The sequence below is a fragment of the Listeria monocytogenes genome, assembly GCF_900187225.1.
Taxonomy (GTDB): Bacteria; Bacillota; Bacilli; order Lactobacillales; family Listeriaceae; genus Listeria; species Listeria monocytogenes.
The window spans coordinates 2,837,115-2,856,997 of sequence record NZ_LT906436.1 but is presented as its reverse complement, the minus strand read 5'-3'; the positions used below and the strand labels follow the sequence as shown (position 1 = coordinate 2,856,997).

The 19,883-nt window shown below is 38.4% G+C and carries 17 protein-coding genes and 1 tRNA gene; 15 read left to right on the top strand and 3 right to left on the bottom strand.

Going from position 1 to position 19,883, the window contains the following annotated elements; all coding sequences use genetic code 11:
- From rhaA to rhaM, 3 genes are read left to right on the top strand one after another with little or no spacing between them, the layout of a single operon-like run.
- Nucleotides 1-1,263, top strand: a complete 1,263-nt coding sequence (rhaA, locus tag CKV70_RS14485) for an L-rhamnose isomerase (protein WP_012951050.1) — start codon at nucleotides 1-3, stop codon at nucleotides 1,261-1,263.
- A 12-nt stretch (nucleotides 1,264-1,275) separates the two neighbouring features.
- The gene (rhaD, locus tag CKV70_RS14480) at nucleotides 1,276-2,097 is read left to right on the top strand and encodes a rhamnulose-1-phosphate aldolase (RefSeq protein WP_009924506.1); all 822 of its coding nucleotides are present in this window, start codon (nucleotides 1,276-1,278) and stop codon (nucleotides 2,095-2,097) included.
- Between the two features lie 12 nt (nucleotides 2,098-2,109).
- The gene (gene rhaM / locus CKV70_RS14475) at nucleotides 2,110-2,424 is read left to right on the top strand and encodes an L-rhamnose mutarotase (protein ID WP_012951052.1); all 315 of its coding nucleotides are present in this window, start codon (nucleotides 2,110-2,112) and stop codon (nucleotides 2,422-2,424) included.
- Between the two features lie 40 nt (nucleotides 2,425-2,464).
- On the opposite strand, the gene CKV70_RS14470 is transcribed toward rhaM, so the two are convergent.
- Entirely contained in the window at nucleotides 2,465-3,877 is a 1,413-nt protein-coding gene (locus CKV70_RS14470; protein WP_014601249.1) for an MFS transporter, read from the bottom strand.
- Between the two features lie 154 nt (nucleotides 3,878-4,031).
- Between CKV70_RS14470 and CKV70_RS14465 the strand changes: the two genes are divergently transcribed.
- Together CKV70_RS14465 and CKV70_RS14460 are read left to right on the top strand one after the other, a co-directional pair.
- Entirely contained in the window at nucleotides 4,032-4,571 is a 540-nt protein-coding gene (locus tag CKV70_RS14465; RefSeq protein WP_009930643.1) for a GNAT family N-acetyltransferase, read from the top strand.
- A 135-nt stretch (nucleotides 4,572-4,706) separates the two neighbouring features.
- Entirely contained in the window at nucleotides 4,707-6,701 is a 1,995-nt protein-coding gene (locus CKV70_RS14460; protein ID WP_014601248.1) for a transglutaminase-like domain-containing protein, read from the top strand.
- A 44-nt stretch (nucleotides 6,702-6,745) separates the two neighbouring features.
- Here the strand turns inward: CKV70_RS14460 and CKV70_RS14455 are convergent.
- Together CKV70_RS14455 and CKV70_RS14450 are read right to left on the bottom strand one after the other, a co-directional pair.
- Nucleotides 6,746-6,818, bottom strand: a tRNA-Val gene (locus CKV70_RS14455).
- A 21-nt stretch (nucleotides 6,819-6,839) separates the two neighbouring features.
- Nucleotides 6,840-7,865, bottom strand: a complete 1,026-nt coding sequence (locus CKV70_RS14450; protein ID WP_003732162.1) for a LacI family DNA-binding transcriptional regulator — start codon at nucleotides 7,863-7,865, stop codon at nucleotides 6,840-6,842.
- A 224-nt stretch (nucleotides 7,866-8,089) separates the two neighbouring features.
- Here CKV70_RS14450 and CKV70_RS14445 point away from each other — a divergent pair, with 224 nt between their 5' ends.
- From CKV70_RS14445 to pgmB, 10 genes are all read left to right on the top strand, one after another.
- Entirely contained in the window at nucleotides 8,090-9,790 is a 1,701-nt protein-coding gene (locus CKV70_RS14445) for a sugar phosphorylase (RefSeq protein ID WP_014601247.1), read from the top strand.
- Nucleotides 9,787-11,079 carry an ABC transporter substrate-binding protein gene (locus CKV70_RS14440; RefSeq protein ID WP_003723844.1) on the top strand — a complete coding sequence of 431 codons (1,293 nt, stop codon included), beginning with the start codon at nucleotides 9,787-9,789 and terminating at the stop codon, nucleotides 11,077-11,079. The genes CKV70_RS14445 and CKV70_RS14440 overlap by 4 nt, the downstream gene beginning before the upstream one ends.
- Before the next feature lie 74 nt (nucleotides 11,080-11,153).
- Complete coding sequence (locus tag CKV70_RS14435) at nucleotides 11,154-12,035, top strand: carbohydrate ABC transporter permease (protein WP_003723843.1); 882 nt, start codon at nucleotides 11,154-11,156, stop codon at nucleotides 12,033-12,035.
- On the top strand, nucleotides 12,022-12,873 hold the full coding sequence (locus tag CKV70_RS14430; RefSeq protein WP_003732160.1) for a carbohydrate ABC transporter permease: 852 nt from the start codon (nucleotides 12,022-12,024) through the stop codon (nucleotides 12,871-12,873). Before CKV70_RS14435 ends, CKV70_RS14430 begins: the two co-directional genes overlap by 14 nt.
- An 18-nt stretch (nucleotides 12,874-12,891) precedes the next feature.
- A complete protein-coding gene (locus CKV70_RS14425; RefSeq protein WP_003723841.1) occupies nucleotides 12,892-13,944 on the top strand; it encodes a zinc-dependent alcohol dehydrogenase in 1,053 nt (350 codons plus the stop codon).
- A 12-nt stretch (nucleotides 13,945-13,956) separates the two neighbouring features.
- Complete coding sequence (locus CKV70_RS14420; protein ID WP_003723840.1) at nucleotides 13,957-14,751, top strand: sugar phosphate isomerase/epimerase family protein; 795 nt, start codon at nucleotides 13,957-13,959, stop codon at nucleotides 14,749-14,751.
- Between the two features lie 57 nt (nucleotides 14,752-14,808).
- Nucleotides 14,809-15,840 carry a Gfo/Idh/MocA family protein gene (locus CKV70_RS14415; RefSeq protein WP_014601246.1) on the top strand — a complete coding sequence of 344 codons (1,032 nt, stop codon included), beginning with the start codon at nucleotides 14,809-14,811 and terminating at the stop codon, nucleotides 15,838-15,840.
- A complete protein-coding gene (locus CKV70_RS14410) occupies nucleotides 15,837-18,014 on the top strand; it encodes a glycoside hydrolase family 65 protein (protein ID WP_014601245.1) in 2,178 nt (725 codons plus the stop codon). The genes CKV70_RS14415 and CKV70_RS14410 overlap by 4 nt, the downstream gene beginning before the upstream one ends.
- Nucleotides 18,011-19,132, top strand: a complete 1,122-nt coding sequence (locus CKV70_RS14405; RefSeq protein WP_014601244.1) for a glycerate kinase — start codon at nucleotides 18,011-18,013, stop codon at nucleotides 19,130-19,132. Before CKV70_RS14410 ends, CKV70_RS14405 begins: the two co-directional genes overlap by 4 nt.
- Nucleotides 19,129-19,791, top strand: coding sequence for a beta-phosphoglucomutase (gene pgmB / locus CKV70_RS14400; protein WP_003727588.1), 663 nt, complete (start codon nucleotides 19,129-19,131; stop codon nucleotides 19,789-19,791). The genes CKV70_RS14405 and pgmB overlap by 4 nt, the downstream gene beginning before the upstream one ends.
- The last annotated feature ends 92 nt before the right edge of the window (nucleotides 19,792-19,883 follow it).

Genomic DNA, 19,883 nt, shown 5'->3' with positions numbered 1-19,883 from the left:
ATGGGACAAGAAACAGAAATTAGTAAACGATATCAAATGGCGAAAGAACGTTATCAAGCAATTGGAGTTGATACAGAAAAAGCGCTTAAAACATTGAAAGATATTAAAATTTCGATGCACTGCTGGCAAGGCGATGATGTTAAAGGTTTCTTAAATCCAGACGGCGAACTTACAGGCGGAATCATGGCGACTGGGAATTATCCGGGTGCCGCTCATACACCTAAACAATTACGCCAAGATTTGGAAAAAGCTTATTCACTTATTCCTGGAAAACATAAACTTAACTTACACGCAATTTATGTAGATACAGATGAAAAAGTAGATTTAAATGAAATTGAACCTAAACATTTTACTCCATGGGTAGAATGGGCGAAAGAACAAGGTTTGGGTCTTGATTTCAACCCAACTTTCTTTTCACATCCAATGTTTAAAGATAATTATACTTTAGCTTCACCAGATAAAGAAGTACGCGATTTTTGGATAGAGCACGGGAAACGCTCGCGAAAAATTTCTGAGTACTTTGGGAAAGAACTTGGTCAAACAAGTATTAATAATTTTTGGGTGCCGGATGGTATAAAAGATTGTCCGATTGATCGCTACACCCCGAGAAAACGTTTAATGGAAGCTTTAGATGAAGTTTTTGCAGAAAAATTAGATGAAAAATATACCCAAGAAGCTGTAGAAAGTAAGCTGTTTGGTCTAGGAGCAGAGGCTTATACTGTTGGTTCGCATGAATTTTATATGGGTTACGGAATTACGCGGGACAAATTGATTTGCTTGGATGCGGGACATTTCCATCCAACTGAAGTTATTTCTAATAAATTGTCTTCTTTAGCACTTTTCAGTAAAGGCGTCATGTTACATGTGAGTCGTCCAGTCCGCTGGGATAGTGACCATGTGGTGATTATGGATGATGAATTAATTGAAATTGGTCGCGAATTGGTGCGCAATGATTTACTCGGAATTACAAATATCGGTCTTGATTTCTTCGACGCAACAATCAACCGGATTGCTGCATGGGTTGTTGGAACTAGAAATACGCAAAAATCATTACTTAAAGCTCTTTTAGAACCTACAGCTGATTTGAAAAAAATGGAACTGGAAAATGATTTTACATCTCGTATGGCAATTACAGAAGAATTGAAAGACTTCCCATTTGGCGATGTATGGAACTACTTCTGTGAAATTAATGGTGTCCCAGTTGGTTTGGACTGGTTGAAGGAAGTAAAAGCTTATGAAGAAGATGTATTACTAAAAAGATAGGAGATAGTGACGATGACAAAGGATATAATGGATGCTGTTTTTATTAAGGAAATGGCGAAAACTACTTCAAATTTATACCGGTTAGGCTGGGATGAAAGAAACGGTGGCAATATCACTTATTTGTTGGATGAAAAAGAAGTTGCGGAATATTTAGATGTAAAGCAAATCATCCGCACAATTCCAATGGACTTTGATGGTAAAAAGCTTGCTGGCAAGTATTTCTTAGTAACTGGTTCGGGTAAATATTTTAAAAATGTTGAAGAAGCTCCAGCTGTGAATTTAGGTGTAATTCAAGTGAGTGAAGACGGGAAAGCTGTTCATTTGTTGTGGGGCTATACAGACGGCGGACTGCCAACGAGTGAACTTCCAGCGCATTTTATGAGTCACATTGCAAGACTTTCTGTGGATCCGGAAAACCGCGTTGTTATGCATTGTCACGCTACTCATTTGCTCGCGATGACATTTACACATGAGCTGACGGAACGAGCATTTACAAGAACTTTATGGCAAATGTGTACGGAATGTTTAGTCGTTTTTCCAGAAGGTGTTGGGATTATTCCTTGGCTGGTTCCTGGTACGAATGAAATTGGAGAAGCTACATCTGAAAAAATGAAGGAAAATCGTTTAATTGTTTGGCCACATCACGGAATTTATGGTGCGGGACAATCAATGGATGAAACATTTGGATTAATTGAAACCGCGGAGAAAGCAGCAGAAGTTTATACTATTGTGATGTCACAAGGCGGTATTAAACAAGCGATTACAGATGAACAATTGAAAGCACTAGGTGAAAGATTTGGCGTTGAAGCAAAGGCAGGTTATTTAAATAATTAGGAGGTAACAATAATGGAACGAGTGGCATCTATTATGTATTTATATCCTGGTAATAAAGAAGAATATAAAAAAAGACACGACGAACTTTGGCCAGAAATGAAAGAGGCTTTAAAAGCACATGGAGCAGCTAACTATTCGATATTTCTAGATGAAAAGACTGATACATTGTTTGCTTATGTGGAAGTCGAGGATAAAGCCATTTATGACAAAATAGCAGAAACAGAAATTTGTCAAAAATGGTGGGAATATATGGCTCCAATTATGAAATCAAATCCTAATAACAGCCCGGTCGCGGTTGATTTAAAAGAAGTTTTCTATTTAGCATAAGAAAAGAGACATGACTTTAACGCAAAGTCATGTCTCTTTTTTAAATATTTTTCGGTAACCGGAATACAAGTAGGAAACAAACAACAAGTAGAACAATATTGACATACATGCTCATTTGCAAACTGTCGGAAAAGGCGCTTGCTTTTGAAGTAGTGGCAGTATTTCCAAGTGTGCGGAAGAAGACTGAGCCAACAACAGCAATCCCAAAGGACGAACCAATTCGCTGCGCTGTATTAAACATACCACTAGCTCCACCGCGATCTATACCAGTCACAGTGGAAAGGGTAAAACTATTCAATGGTGCAATAGTCAAACCACTACCAATGCCAGCGATGAAGAGGGGTAAGAATAAAAGCCAAGCAGAGAAAGCGCCGTCGTTCAAATGGAAAACAATAGACACGGTGCCAAGACCGACAATAACGAGTGTGACTCCAAGCATTAAGAGTTTTCTTCCGAGTAGTGGAATAAGCCGGTAACTATTAGATGCGGCGAGCACACTACCTAATGCAAAAGGACTAATAGCAAGTCCAGATAAAATAGCAGACCGGTCGAAGCCAGTTTGCCAAGTTAGAGATAGGACAAAGAAAATACTTGTAAAAGCAGCAAAGTAAACAAGCGATAAGAGCATACCTGAAACAAATTGATTGTTTTTAAGAAGATTAGGTGCAATTAATGGCTGATTTCCTTTCTTTTCTTGGTAGACGCTCCATTTATAAAGAATAATAAATAGTGGAATAGATAGCGCCATTAAAAAGTAATCCACTGGTTTGAAATCATTTGCACCATTTGAAATAAGTGGGAAAAGTAATAGTAAGAGTGCAATTGTCAGTAGCCCAACTCCAGGTAAATCGAAGCTGATTTTTTTCGTGGAAACAGTTCTTTTGGGAAGATAAAGCATTGCTAGGACGAGCGTTACTAACACAAAAGGTACGTTAACGAAGAAAACTGCGCGCCAACCATTTGTAGCTCCGAACAGTTCAATTAAAAGTCCTCCTGTAAGAGGTCCGATGGCAGTTCCTACACCAATAACAGAGCCAAGAATTCCGAAGATTTTCCCAAGGCTTTTCCCAGAATACATATCCATAATTGTGGCGTTGATTTGCGGGAAAAATAATCCGGCAGCAAGTCCTTGTATTACCCGGGAAATAATTAGACTATTTTCTGAATCTGCAAAACCAGCTGTCACACTCATAATTAGAAATAGCGTAATCCCGATAATGTAGATGTTTTTTCGGCCAAATTTATCCCCAAGTCGACCAGCTAAAATAAGTACAAGCCCAAAAGCAAGCGCATAGCCTGAAATTACCCACTCAATCGTCTCGCTTGTCGCATGTAGGGCCGTCGTAATATCAGGCAAGGCCACATTAACGATTGTTGTATCTAATAATGAAATAAAAGCTCCAAGCATAATTGAAATAAGTGCTAAAGTATTACGTTTATTCGTCTGTTCCATGAATCATTCTCCTTTTTGAAGCTTTTTGAGCTATTTTCCATTATAAACCTAAAAACTCGGATGATAAAGAAAGAGCAAATGTTTCACGTGAAACATTTTACTTTGCGAGTAAGATTTGATAAGCTTCTTTTATTAAAAGGGCGGGGGTTAACGTATGGAAAATCGGAAGCAAATGATAAAAACGGAACGACTTTTTTTAAGCGAAATGACGTTAGCTGATACAGAAATATTGTTTGGCTATTGGTCAGATGATTCTGTTACTAGATATATGAATATTGAACCTTTCCAAAGTTTGCAGCCGGTTGAAGAAATGATTCGGATGCTACGACAACTAGAAATTGAAGGAAAGGCACTTCGATGTGTGATTATTTTGCAAGCAACAGAGGAAATCATTGGTACATGCGGCTTTAATTATATTGATCATGAAAACCATCGTGCAGAAATTGCCTATGATTTAGGTACACGCTTTTGGAAACGTGGTTATGCGACGGAAGCAGTGAGAGCGTTGATGGAATGGGGAAAAGAATCATTTGAATTGCACCGAATTGAAGCAAAAGTAGACCCAAGAAATAGTGCTTCTATAGCATTGTTAGAAAAGCTTGGTTTTTCGGAGGAAGGTTTACTGCGAGATTATGAAAAAATTGGTGAGACATACCAAGATGTGCAATTGTTTTCGTGGATAGATGAAATTTAGTAGTAAATGTGTCGATTTTTTTACTAAATAGTGTAGATAAACCAAAAGTTACGATATCATAAAGATTTTGCCTTGTTTGTTCTATTTACTTATTGCTAGAATAAGATTATCTAAAACACTTAAGGAGATTACACAATGACAAAAGAATATTATTTTATAAAACCAGAGTTAAGTTCTCCTGAAACAAAACAAGAAAACATTGATTCTTGGTTAAAGACACAAGATAAAACTTTTTACGATGCACAGATTGCGCAAGAACGTGATTACTGCTTCTGGTGTAATATCGTAGAAACGGCTAAACCAAATTCGCGCACGAGTTATACTTCGATGGCATATACATTAAATGAACCGAATATGCTCAATTCAGCCGGCAAAACGAGTTTTATTTTATCAGAAGAAGAGGTATTGTACATTCACACTTTATCTGTTGTTCGTGATGGTAAAGTGATTGATAAATTGGATGACATTAATGTAAAAGTACTTGACTATGTTCGTGATGAAAATCAAGCGAGTTTTAATGATGAGAAAAAAGTGACAGTACTTATTCGTGACTTACATTTAAATGATATCTTTATTGTGGAAACGACAATTGAGCGTAAATATGAAGAAAGTAGCATTCGCAATGACTTTTTCCGCTGGATTTATTCAGCGCCAAATTCATACTGGGCTTATGGAAAATACCGTTTTGAATTGAAAAATGAAACGGAGAAGAAATTAGAAGCGAATTTCCATTATTTCCGAGATGAAGCAGGCACCATTTTAGAAAAAGACAAGGTTATGGTTGAACATAACGAATCTTATACAATCGAAAAAGAAGATTATATTGGAGAAGATGCCAAAGAACTTGAAATTACACCGTTTGTTGATTTTGTTACGGAGCAGACGTATCCGCAAATCACAAAAACAATCAGTGACATTTATCAAAAATTCTATCAAGTAAACCTTGCTGAATTTGCGGCTGATATAGTAACTGAACTAGATGCGTTACCGACATTAGACCATAAAATCAAGCATGCCATCGATTTTGTTCAAAAAGAAGTGTACTATTTATATAATGAAACAGAGATGGATGGTCATGAGCCTCAAGCTGCAGAGGTGACTTATAAAACGAAACAAGGGGATTGTAAAGCGAAAACAGTTCTTTTGAAAGTGATTTTAGATTATTTAGGCGTGAATTCAGAGCTTATTTTGGTTAACTATGGTAGTGATGTATTCCTACCAGTTTATACACCGTCACCATTCAACTTTAACCATGCGATTTTAAAAATAACGCATAATAATCAAGTCTACTTTATCGATGCTACGATGAGTAGTGATCAAGGGTTTTTGGCTAATCGTCAAAAAAATAGTTTTATGTATTATTTGGAAATTAAACCAGGGGCGGAATTGCAAAAACAAGAGCCGTTTCAAGATGAAATTCCATCTGTGGAAGAAGTGGTTTACTGCGATGTGAAAGATAATGCGGCTGAAATTACTTTTGAAAGAAAATTACGCGGTGGAATGGCAAACGGGTCACGAGAAATGTTTAAAAATGATTCCAATAAAGACATTATCAATCGATATAATTTTGCGATTTATAGCAATATGACTTTATATAAAAAATATGAAGAAAATGAAGTTGATAGTCATTTTAGTAATACATCCATTCAAATTGTGGAAGATAATAAAGACTTAAATGAGCTTTCTATAATTTATAAAGCAACTATTTCCGATCCATATATTGTAGAAAATAAAAAGCGTTATTTACATTTTTGGAACTGGAATAATTTTATTGATGATGGTGCGGAAAAACATTTTCATAAGGATTTTCCATATTGGATTGATCGGAATGTCATCAAAACAGAACTTCATTTGACGACAGATAAATCAATTGATCAGCAAGAACGCTACACACGTCAAGAATGTGACATCAAATCTAAGTATTTGAACCATCGTATGACGAAGAAAATTCACAAAAACGGAGCTTCTTGTTATTTAGAATATCGTCCATATCACAACCTTACTATTAAAGAGAAGGATTTGGAAGAATATGTTGAAGCTAATAAAGAAATTCTCAAGAGTAACTGGGGTATCGGTATTGATATCATTGAGGATGGTTTGTTCAAGAAATTAGGCAAGTTATTTAAATAAAATTCAAAAAGCATCCTTTATAAAAGGGATGCTTTTTTGATAAATGGTCCCGACTGGTCTCGAACCAGCGACCCCCACCATGTCAAGGTGATACTCTCCCAACTGAGCTACAGGACCGAGTAAAATCAGAAAATAAGTTTAGGCATTTATTTTCTGAATGGATTCACGTTCAATCATTTCGGTTTGGATAATGGTTGTTTTTGGAACATTTTTATCTTGATGAATTAGCCGGAATAATAAGTTAGTCGCTTTTTTTCCTAGTTTATTGATTGGAATGTCGATAGAAGTAAGTGGTGGTGATAGGAAAGATGACGCTACTTTATCATTATAGCCGATAACAGAAAAATCTGTTGGGATTTGTAAGTTTTTATCGGCTGCCATTTTGTAAATGCTAAGAACTTTTAGGTCGTCGGTTGCGAAAACAGCGGTTGGTTTATCAGGGCCTTCCATTAGTCGTAGTGCGGCTTTATAGCTATCTTCTATGCTATAACCACTATCTATAATCCAGTCATTACGTAGGTCTAATTGGTGGTCAAACAGGCAGCTACGGAAACCGGCAAGACGATCAATCGAAACGTGATAATCGAGTGGAGCATGGATACAAGCAATTTTTTGATGGCCTTGCTTGATTAAATGTTTTGTTAGAGCATAACTGTCGCCAAAATTGTCGGTGTCAACAGAGTATATATTTTTGTAATGACCTTCTACTTTTCCGGTAACGACGATGGGGATATTATATGGGTCTAATTGGTGAAAAAAATCTTCATCAGCGGGAGAACTTAGCATAATAATGCCTTTTATCATTTTTTCTTGAATTTTGGAGAGGCATTTTTTAAGTTCGTCTTCGCTGTTTTTAGCAGTTTGAAGAATTAGGTCGAAATTTTCCAACTCAGCTTGAGTGGAAATGGATTGAATTATTTCGGAAAAAAATGGGTTTCCGGTTGTGGTTGTAGTAGAGCGATTTGAAATAACCATGATAGCATCAAAGCCCGAAGAGGTAAGTGCGCGTGCTAGTTTGCTTGGTTGGTAGTTAAGTTGGTCAATCGCTGCTAGTACTTTTTTTCGTGATTCTTCGGAGATATTAGCTTGATTGTTTAGTACTCTAGATACCGTTGATTTTGAAACTCCCGCATGTTTTGCTATATCATATATGGTTGATGCCAAGGTAATCTTCCTTTCTCTTTATTGTTTCCGGTATCGGTTCCGGTCATTATCATCCATGTTTATATTACTCAATTTTCTAGCAAATGTCCAACTAGATGTTATCTATGTAAGGAAACTCACTATTAGCAACGTGTTAGAAAAGACGTTAAAAATTGTGTTTGACAGAAAGCGCTTTCCATACTATAATTCTTCTTGTGGGAGCGCTCCCGGTTAGGAGGTAAATGATGACGAATTTAAGAAAACGACTTTCGCGGTTATATGCCGAAGATGTGGTAGATAGTTTGGCAGCTAGAATCGAAGCACGGGTACAGCAAACGCAACAACGAAAGTTAACGCGAAAAGATCAGTGGGACGAGAAAGATATTGTTTTAATTACATATGGGGACCAATTTAAAGAGGAATCCCAAAAAACGTTAACAACTTTTAAAAAAATGTATGATAGTTATTTAAAATCGGCTTTTGAGATAGTGCATTTCCTACCTTTTTATCCTTATTCTTCGGATGATGGATTTTCGGTCATTGATTATAAAGCGGTGAACCCAGAGCTTGGTGATTGGAAAGATATTAAGGAAATGGAAAAGTCGGCGCGATTGATGTTTGATTTTGTTTGTAATCATATGTCGGCGAAAAGTGATTGGTTTAAGCGATATTTAGCGGGTGATGAGGAATTTAGGAACTTTTTTGTGGAAATGGATCCAAATACGGACCTTAGTTCGGTTACAAGACCACGCGCGACACCAGTACTGACAACATTTCAATTTGATTCAGGAAAAGTAGGGCATATTTGGACGACGTTTAGTGAGGATCAGATTGATTTGAACTTTGCTTGTCCGGAAGTGCTTTATAAGATGATTGATGTTTTAATGTTCTATCTAGAAGAAGGAGCAGAATATGTGCGACTTGATGCGGTTGGATTTATGTGGAAGGTGCCGGGAACAAGCTCGATTCACTTGGAAGAGACGCATGAAATCGTGAAATTATTTAGAGATTTAGTAGACATTGCAGCTCCGGGGACGATTATTATTACCGAAACCAATGTGCCGCATGTTGATAATATTAGTTATTTTGGAAATGGTGAAAAAGAAGCGCATATGGTTTATCAATTCCCGCTTCCACCACTTGTGCTCCATGCTATCCATCATGGTAATGCAAAATTCCTCCGTAACTGGGCGAAGAATTTAGAGCTACCAGAAGGCAAGCGGACATTCTTTAATTTCCTTGCCTCACATGATGGGATTGGGTTAAATCCAGTGCGCGGAATTATTCCAGAAGCTGAGATTTTGGCTTTAGTGAATGATTTGGAGGAAGAAGGCGCGCTCGTTTCATATAAGCAAAATCCAGATGGTTCTAAGAGTCCGTATGAAATCAACGTGACGTACATGGATGCGCTAAGTAAACAGGCGGACACAGATGATTTGCGACTTGCAAGATTCCTTGTGGCTCATGCAGTATTGATGTCTATCCCAGGCGTTCCAGCCGTTTATGTTCAAAGTATTTTAGGAAGCCGCAATGATTATTTAGGCGTAGAAGCAACAAGTCACAATCGCTCTATTAATCGAAAAAAATACGACTTGGCGGAAATTACAGCAGAGTTGGAACAAAGAGGCTCCTTACGAAAAGCAACTTATGATGCGCTAACGAAATTAATTAGCACACGAAAAGCGGAATCACTTTTCCATCCAGAAATACCGATGGAAGTTTTAGAATCTACGGCGGAATTGTTTGTTGTTAAACGTTCATCCGACGCAGAATCGATTATATTGATTCATAATTTATCAGAAAAAGAAGTGAGTTATTCACTAGACAGCGGTGTTTATACAAATCTTTATAAGGGCTCCACAGTAACTGGGAGCGATTCCATAAAGCTTAGTGGCTATGAATTCTGCTGGCTAAAAACCAAAAATTACAGGGAGGAACAAAAATGAAGAAAAAGAGTCTTGTATTACTTGTTGTTGTGTTGGTTCTAAGTGCGGTTCTAGCTGCATGTGGAGGGAAAGAGTCTAGTAGTAAGGAAGTAACGATTGAATTTATGCATTCATCCGTTGAAAAAGAGCGTTTAGATGTTATTAATAAATTAATTGCTGATTTTGAAAAAGAAAATCCAACAATCAAAATCAAACAAATTCCAGTAGAGGAAGATGCTTTCAATACAAAAGTTGTCACACTTGCTCGCTCTGGTAAACTTCCAGCTGTTATGGAAGTAAGTCAAGATTTTGCCAAAGTAATGGATAAAGATGAGTTGATTGACCAAGATGCAGTGAAAGAAGTTATTGACTCTGTTGGAGAAGACAAATACTACGAAGGCGCAACAAACTTAGTACGTTCTGAAGATGGTAAAAGCTATATCGCAGCACCATTAAGCGGTTGGGTTCAAGGTATTTGGTACAACAAAAAAGCTTTAGCCGATGCTGGTTTTGAAGAACCTAAAAACTGGGCAGATATTGAAAAAGTAGCGAAAAAATTCACGAATAAAGCAGATAAAAAATATGGTATTGCAATTCCAACAGCAGAAAGCACGATGAGTGAGCAAGCTTTCTCTCAATTCGCACTTTCTAACAAAGCAAATGTTTTAGATGCAAAAGGTAATGTAACGATTGATACACCAGAAATGAAAGAAGCGCTTCAATATTACAAAGATTTGTCAGCATACACTATGCCTGGTTCAAATGATGTAACGGAAATTAAAGATGCATTTATGAATGGAACAGTTCCAATGGCAATGTACTCTACGTATATCCTTCCATCCGTTTATGAAGAAGGCGATCCAAAAAATATCGGTTTCGCAATTCCAGAAGAAAAAGAAAAAGCAGTTTATGGAACAGTTTCTGGTTTAACTATCTCAGCTGGTTTGGATGACGAGCAAAAGAAAGCAACGAAGAAATTTGTTGAATACTTGTCTCAACCAGAAAATATGGCAACTTGGGTATTAATGTCTCCTGGCGGGGCGCAACCAGTAAACAAAGAAGTAGTAGAACAAAAAGCTTACAAAGAAAACGAAGTAATTAAATCGTTTGGTGATCTTCCAAATGAAATTGCAGCATCTTTCAATGACATCCAAGTTTTCGGACTTGTTGACGGTAAAAATCTCACAAAAATGGGAGATATTACTAGCTCAGGCATTATCGCACAAATGGTTAATAACGTAACAGTTGGCGGTGGCGATGTATCAGCGGACCTAAAAGCTGCACAGAAAAAAGCTGAAGAAGGCAAATAATCAAATAGCGGGGAGTGAGTCTCCCCGCCTTTTTTAACAGTTTAGCACGTCGCTTTTTGATTTAAGGAGGCATTATGAAAACAAAAGTATATAAAAGGTCTGACTTTAAGTTAGCAATGATTTTACTTGCGCCAAGTTTTGTTTTACTGGCAGCACTTGTGTTATACCCGATGATTTCAAATATCCAGATTAGTTTTTTAGATATGCCACTAAATCCGAATATTAAATCGGTCTTTATCGGTTTACAAAACTATATAGATATTTTGAAGGATCCAGAGTTTTATAAATCACTAGGTCTTACTGTGGCTTATACAGCGCTTGTAGTGGTTGGAAGCACCGGGATGGGGCTACTTGTGGCGATATTCTTTAACCGTGAATTTCGCTTTAGAAGAACGGCTCGGTCGCTGATTATTTTGTCGTATGTAACACCATCTATTTCTCTTATTTTTGCATGGAAATATATGTTTAATAATGGCTATGGTGTAATTAATTTTATGACAGTGGATGTGCTTCATATGTTCAAAGAAGCGCCACTATGGTTTGATAATCCAGTTTCTAGTTTCTTTTTAGTAACCTTTTTTGCGATATGGCGTTATTTCCCGTATGCATTTATTTCGTTTTTGGCGATTTTGCAAACGGTCGATAAGTCGCTTTATGAGGCGGCTGATATGGACGGAGCGAACATTTGGGATAAATTCAAAATTGTTACTTTGCCAGCGATTATGCCGGTACTTGCGACAGTTATTACGCTTCGTGCGATTTGGATGTTCTATATGTTCACCGATGTATACTTACTCACGAATAAAGTAAATATCCTTGGAGTTTATTTATATAAAACAGCATTCGCATTCAATGATTTAGGAAAAGCAGCAGCGATTTCTGTGATATTATTTGTCATTATTTTTGTTGTTATTATTTTTGCAAGAAAGCGGGTGGATTTGAATGGCGGTAAGTAGTAAAAAGTCAAAAAGAACGAAGAAAATCGCGTTTTATACGACGATGGTTGTGTTTTTATGTATGACGTTGTTCCCATTTGCGATTATGTTAATGACTTCATTCAAGAGTAGTAAAGAAGCTATTTCCACGAATCCAACATTTTTCCCGAAAGAATTCACTTTCCAGCATTATATCGATATTTTTAATCCAGATATTTTTCCGTTTTTAACGTACTTTAAAAATAGCTTGGTTGTTTCGATTTTTGCGGCCGGAATTGCGGTTGTTTTAGGGATTTTAGGCGCTTATGCATTGTCGAAATTACGCTTTAAAGGGCGAATGACGATTAATGCAAGCTTTTACACGGTTTACATGTTCTCCGGAATCTTGTTAATCGTTCCGTTGTTCAAAATAATTTCGAGTTTGGGATTGTATGATACGGAAACAGCTTTAATTATTACGATGGTTGTACAAACCTTACCAACTGCGGTATTTATGCTAAAAAGTTATTTTGACACGATTCCAACTGATATTGAAGAAGCCGCAATGATGGACGGGCTGAATCGCTTCCAGATTATTTTACGAATTATTGTTCCGCTTGCGATTTCAGGTATTGTTTCTGTGTTTGTATATTGTTTCATGGTAGCTTGGAATGATTATCTGTTTGCTTCGATTTTCCTATCTAGCTCAGAGAAATTCACGTTACCGATTGGCTTGAATACATTATTTAGTACACCAGATTATATTTGGGGTAGAATGATGGCGGCATCGCTTGTTACGGCGCTTCCAGTCGTTATTATGTACGCAATTTCAGAACGATTTATCAAAGGAAACTTAACTGATGGTGGAGTTAAAGGATAAGAAAGGAAGTAATTTAACATGAAAAAATTAGTAGCAACAGCGCCTCGTGTGGCGGCATTAGTAGAATATAATGATCGTGAAGTTTTAGAAGATGAAGTAAAAATTAAAGTACAATTTGCTTCTCCAAAACATGGTACAGAAGTAGTTGATTTTAGAGGAATTAGTCCTTTTATTGATGAAGAATTTTCACCAGAATGGAATCTATTTGTTTCACGTGAAACAAATAGTGCACGAGGCATTGTGTTTGGCGAGTTTCAGCTAGGTAACATGGTCGTTGGTGAAGTAGTTGAACGCGGGAGCAAAGTGACGGAATATGCGCTTGGAGACATCGTTTGTTCTTACGGACCGATTATGGAAACAGTTATTGTAAAAGCTGTTGATAATTATAAATTACGTAAATTGCCAAAAGGTGCTAATTGGAAAAATGCAGTTTGCTATGACCCGGCTCAATTTGCAATGAGTGGCGTGCGAGATGCACATGTTCGTGCGGGCGATTACGTTGTTGTTGTCGGACTTGGTGCGATTGGTCAAATTGCGATTCAACTAGCGAAAAAAGCTGGCGCAAGTGTTGTTATTGGGGTCGATCCACTTAGTCACCGTCGTGAAATCGCTGAAAAACACGGTGCAGATGCTACTTTTGATCCGATTACTACCGATGTTGGCCTAGAAGTGAAACGTCTTACTGGTAAACTTGGTGCGGATTCTATTATTGAAACGAGCGGGAATGCGGCGGCGCTTCAAGCTGCGTTGCGCGGAATTGCTTACGGAGGCACAATTTCTTACGTAGCATTCGCGAAACCTTTCCCAGAAGGATTTAACCTTGGACGTGAAGCTCATTTCAACAATGCGAAAATCGTCTTTTCCCGTGCGGCAAGTGAACCAAATCCGGATTATCCGCGTTGGGATCGTAAGCGTATCGAGGAAACCTGTTGGGAACTATTGATGAATGGCTACTTAGATTGTTCAGATATTATTGATCCAGTTGTTCCATTCGCTGATTCAGCTGAAAGTTATATGAAATATGTCGACCAACAACCTGATTTAAGTATTAAAATGGGGATAACCCTTTAAGGAGCGATAATAATGAAATTAGGCACACAAAACCAAGCATTTTTCCCAGAAAATATAGAAGAAAAATTTGCTTATGTAAAAGAAATGGGCTTTGAAGGTTTTGAAATTGATGGTAAATTACTTGTTGAAAATTTGGACGAAGTGAAGAAAGCTATCGAAAAAACGGGGCTACCTGTTAGTACTGCATGTGGCGGTTATGATGGCTGGATTGGTGACTTCATTGAAGAGCGCAGACTGAATGGTTTGGAAGAAATTAAGGCGATTTTAGAAGCTTTAGCAGAAGTCGGTGGGCAAGGGATTGTCGTTCCTGCGGCATGGGGAATGTTCACGTACCGCCTTCCACCAATGGCTTCACCGCGTAGCCAAGCCGGAGATTTCAAAGCTGTGAGCGAGTCGTTAGTTTACTTGGACAAAATTGCTGGTGAGACTGGCACGAAAGTTTATCTTGAGCCGCTTAACAGATACCAAGATCATATGATTAATTTGCTAAGTGATGCGCAGAAATACATTGATGAAAATAATCTTAAAAATGTAGAAATTATCGCTGATTTCTATCATATGAATATTGAAGAAGATAGCATTCCAGCGGCGCTTGAGACGTATAAGGATTCGATTGGTCACATTCATGTTGCTGACAATCATCGCTACCAACCGGGAAGCGGCAGCCTTGATTTTAAAACAAGTTTTGATCAACTGAAAAAGAACGGTTACAACGGGTTTTTAACTTTTGAATGTCGTGTTCGTAGTGAAAATCCTGAACAAGCTTATAAAGATGCCTTAGCACATTTAAAAAGCTGTCTAATTTAAAATAGAAAATCCGTCCCAATTAAAGCGGACGGATTTTTCTAAAAGGAGTTTCGGATAATGAAGAAAAGAGTTGCAATTATCGGTGCTGGACAAGTCGCTGAGAAGGTCCACGCTGCATATTATAAGACAAGAAATGAACTGGAGCTTGTAGCTGTTTGTGACCCAAGTTTGGAGCGTGGCGAAGAGTTCCGCGCGAACAATGGTTTTGAGAAACATTATGCTAAGGCAGAAGAGATGTTTGCGGCCGAGAAAATCGATATTGTTAGTATTTGTACGCCTAATCGGTTCCATTTTGATAATGTGATGTTGTCACTAGCGAATGGAGCAGCCGTTATGTGTGAAAAGCCACCCGCAATGAGTGCGGCGGAAGCGAAAGCAATGTGGGAACTTGCGGAAGCGAAAGGTACGATTTTGGCGTACGATTTTCATCATCGTTTTTCCAGTGAAGCACAGTTTTTAAAGAGAAATTCGGCGCTTCTAGGTGAAATTTATTGTGTGAAAGCAACTGCGCTTCGTCGTTCTGGCGTGCCAGGTTGGGGAACTTTTACGAATAAAGAAATGCAAGGCGGGGGTCCACTGATTGATATGGGAATTCACATGCTTGATGCAGCGATGTTTGTTCTTGGTTTTCCAAAAGTGAAGAAAGTAACAGCAAAAAGTTTCCAAAAAATCGGTACCAAGAAAAGTGCTGGGACATTTGGTTCGTGGGATCCGGAAAAATATACAGTGGAGGATTCTTTATTCGGCTTTATTGAACTGGAAAATGGCGGATTAATTGAACTAGATACTTCTTTTGCGCTACATATTAAGCCTGAAAGTGCCCTAAATGTTGACTTTTTTGGTGATCTAGCAGGAGGAAGTTTATACCCGGCTGAAATTTATACAGATAATGCAGGTGAATTTCAGCTGTTAGAGAAGTTAGGTCAACTGGACGAAAATAAACACGAAAACAGCATGAAAGCTTTTGTTGATAGTGTTCTTGGTGCTGGAAAAGTGGAGCTTGCTGGAGCTAAACAAGGTTATATCATACAAAAAATTGTTGAGAGTTTATACGAATCGGCAGAAAAAGGTGAGAGTGTTTCTTTATGAGGAAAATAATCGAGAAGGAATTTGCATTAAATTATCTAAATAAATACGGTAGCCAGATGACTGTGGGAAATGGCTATTTGGGCGTGCGTGGTGCTCTTGAAGAAGAGTATCCCGAGCAAGTGAGAGGTATGTACGTGGCGGGGATTTACAATCGTCCGAGCGGTTCGCTGAGTTCGGAACTAGTTAATTTGCCGGATGTGACGCGTTTCCAAGTGATGCTTGATGGGGAAACTTTTTCGATGCAAGCGGGGAAAATCCATGCGTATGAACGTTATTTAGATATGCACACAGGAGAATTGGTTCGAAAAATTACTTGGGAAAGTAGCGCGGGCAAAAAATACCAACTGAATTTTTACCGATTTGTTTCCAAAGCAGCAAAGCACGTTATTGCTGCTAAAGTGGAGATAATGCCTTTGAGCGGCGTAGCGAAAGTTAAAGTAAAAACTGGTATTGATGCGCAACAAACTAATTTTGGAACACAGCAACTGGCAGAGTCGAGTTTGCGGATTTTTGATGAGAAGTTGATGGTCGGCGAATATGAAACCATCGAGAGCAAACAGCATATTACAATAGCAACAAAAGTGAATAAAAAAGGGATTTTCACTGCGAAAAACAGACAACTAATGACCGAAGTAGAGCAAGAAATCGCTGAAAATCAACTATTCACTTTGGAGAAAATAAGCATGGTTAAAACGTCCCTGGATCAAGTGGATGCGGAACTTCCAAATACGACTTATGCAGAACTGAAAAGAGCTTCGGAAACTTTATGGGCAGATTTTTGGGAGCATGCGGGTGTCCGTGTTGAGAGCACGAATGATTTTGACCAATTTGCGCTGGATTTTGCGTGCTATCACTTAGAAATTATGACGCCAAAAGATGATTTCCGCTTTAGCGTTGGGGCGAAGGGACTTACCGGAGAAGGATACAAAGGACATGTTTTTTGGGATACAGAAATTTTCATTATGCCATTTTTCCTTTATAACAAACCGGAAATTGCCAAACAACTATTAAAATATCGCTACCTTCATTTGAAAGAAGCGAAAGAAAAGGCGACGAAAAACGGCTATAACGGGGCGCTTTTTCCATGGGAAAGTGCGTTCTCTGGCGACGAAGAAACGCCTGAATTTGCAGCAATTAACATTCGAACTGGAACACGTCAAAAAGTAGCTTCGGCGATTTCGGAGCATCATTTAGTTGCGGATATTGCTTATGCGGTTTGTGAATATGAAACGGCGACTAAGGATGCGCAGTTTATGAAAGAGTGCGGTTCAGAGCTGCTCCTTGAAACAGCGGAATTTTGGCTAAGCCGTGCAACTAATCGTAATGGACGACTGGAAATCCTTGATGTGATTGGTCCAGACGAATACACAGAGCATATCGATAATAATACTTATACGAATTATATGGCACACTATAATGTAGAAAAAGCACTAGCATGGAATAAAGATAATGCAGATTTTGTAGCCCGTGCAGAAGCTTTTCTTGAAAAAATCTATTTACCTGTCGCAAATGAGTCTGGCTTAATTCCACAAGATGATACTTTCTTAGAAAAAGATTGGATAAATTTAGATAAATATAAGGCGGCACAAGGAACACAAGGGATTCTACTAGATTATTCTCGTCAAGAAGTGAACGAACTACAAATCTTAAAGCAAGCAGATTTAGTCATGTTGTTTTACCTGTTTCCGAAGATGTTTGCACCGGATGCTGTGAAGCAGAACTTGGATTACTATGAAAAACGAACAATTCATGATTCCTCTTTAAGTAAAGCAATCCATGCAATTGTAGAAAATCGAACTGGGAATCGCGCACAAGCTTATCAATTTTTCCAAGAAGCGTGTTTAATTGATCTTGGAAGTGAGCCTCATTCATCGGATGACGGGCTCCATGCAGCGTCTCTCGGCGCAATATGGTTGGCGGTGGTTTTTGGATTTGTTGGTATTGATACTAGTGGGGAATTACTTGAAATAGCACCAAACTTACCGGGCGAGTGGCAATCTGTGGTATTTGAATTCTCTTGGAAAGGAGAAAAAATCTTGGTAGAAATCGCGCCAAATACTTTACAACTTTCAAAAAGCACAAAAAGCGTGCTAGAATTAGTTATCTACGGAGAAAAACACCAACTAACAGATACATTAACTATTAAGTTGGATCAGAAGGATGTGTCTTTATGAAAATTGTCATTGCACCGGATTCATTCAAAGAAAGTTTGACGGCGCATGAGGTGGCAGAGTATATTAAAGAGGGCTTTCAAGAAATTTATCCGGATGCTGATTATCATTTACTCCCTGTCAGTGATGGCGGGGAAGGCACGCTAGAGATTTTAAGTAAAGCTTTAGACGCGAAAAAAATGAAAATCGATGTGTCCGGCCCTTTTAGCGAACCAGTTTCAGCGCAAGTTGCTTTCACGGAAGGGAACAAAAAAGCTTTAATAGAAATGGCCGAGGTTTGTGGTTTGCACTTAGTTCCGACGACTAGACGCGATCCACTTCAAGTGAGTACTAAAGGAGTGGGCGAGCTAATTTTGCACGCCATGAAAAAAGGTGCGACCGAGATTATTATTGGGATTGGTGGAAGCGCTTCAAACGATGGCGGAATTGGCATGGCTAGTGCGCTTGGCTATGAATTCCTAGATGCAGAAAATAATATCGTCAACCCGATTGGCGCAAATTTAGCTGATATAGCAACCATTCGTTCCGAAAAGGTCCCAGCTGAACTAGAAAACATCACAGTAAATATTGTGACGGATGTCGAAAATCCACTTTGTGGAGAAGCAGGCGCATCGTATGTGTTTGGTCCGCAAAAAGGGCTAGCCGTTACAGATTTAGCAACAGCTGATGGAGCAATGCGCCAGTTTTATCAGTTAGCGAATCCTGCCATGGTTACAATGCCGCGAGCAGGTGCTGGGGGTGGAATTGGTGCTGGACTTGTGACGTTTGCAAAAGCTAACCTATTATCGGGAATTGATTTTGTTATTGAAGCACTTCAAATCAAAACCGTTTGTGAGGATGCAGATTTGGTCATTGTAGGCGAAGGGAAAATGGACGGGCAAACCGCACAAGGGAAAGCTCCTGTGGGTGTTGCGAAAGTAGTGCCGAAAGAAACACCAGTTTTTGCAATTTGTGGAAGTGTTGGTGAGGGACTAGAAGCAGTATATGAAGTCGGAATCAGCGCAGTATTTCCATCCATTGCCAAACCAGCAACTTTAGAAAATATACTGAAAGAAACACCAAATAATTTAAGAAGAACCGCGCGAAATGTTGCGGCAGTTTGGAAAGGACGAGTAGAATGACAACAGCATTAAAAGGAGTAGTTTTTGATTTAGATGGCGTCATCACAGATACAGCACATTATCATTACTTAGCCTGGAAAAAAACAGCTGAGAGTATTGGAATCGAATTTGATGAAGCATTTAATGAGAATTTAAAAGGAGTAAGCAGAATTGACTCCCTACTTCTTATTTTAAAGAAAGACGGTCGCGAAAATGACTTTACAGAAGAGCAGATTGAAGCTCTTGCAGCTGATAAAAATGACTTTTATGTTAGCTTGCTAAAAGAAATTACGCCAGCGGATGTTTTACCAGGAATTAAAGAACTTATAGTGGATCTTAAAAAGCAAAATCTCAAATGCGCCATTGCATCTGTTTCGAAAAATGCTCGGACGGTTTTGAGCGCATTAGAAATGGAACAAGAATTTGATTATATTGTCGACGCGGCTAAAATCACTAAATCAAAACCTGATCCAGAAATTTTTGTGGAAGCTTGCCGTGGTCTAGGCTTAGAAACATCAGAGGTAGTCGGAATTGAAGATGCTCAAGCTGGAATTGAAGCAATAAATGCAGCTGGAATTGTAAGCGTTGGTGTTGGTTCTGGACTCCGTGACGCGGATATGACTGTGAAGAGTACTGGTTTGCTAGATTTACGCATTTTAGAAATCTTACATAGCAAATAAAATGTTTCACGTGAAACAAAAGTGTCAAAAAATGAACAAAAAGCAAGATATATTGCTATTCTAAAACCCTTTACTTGACCACGATACAACTT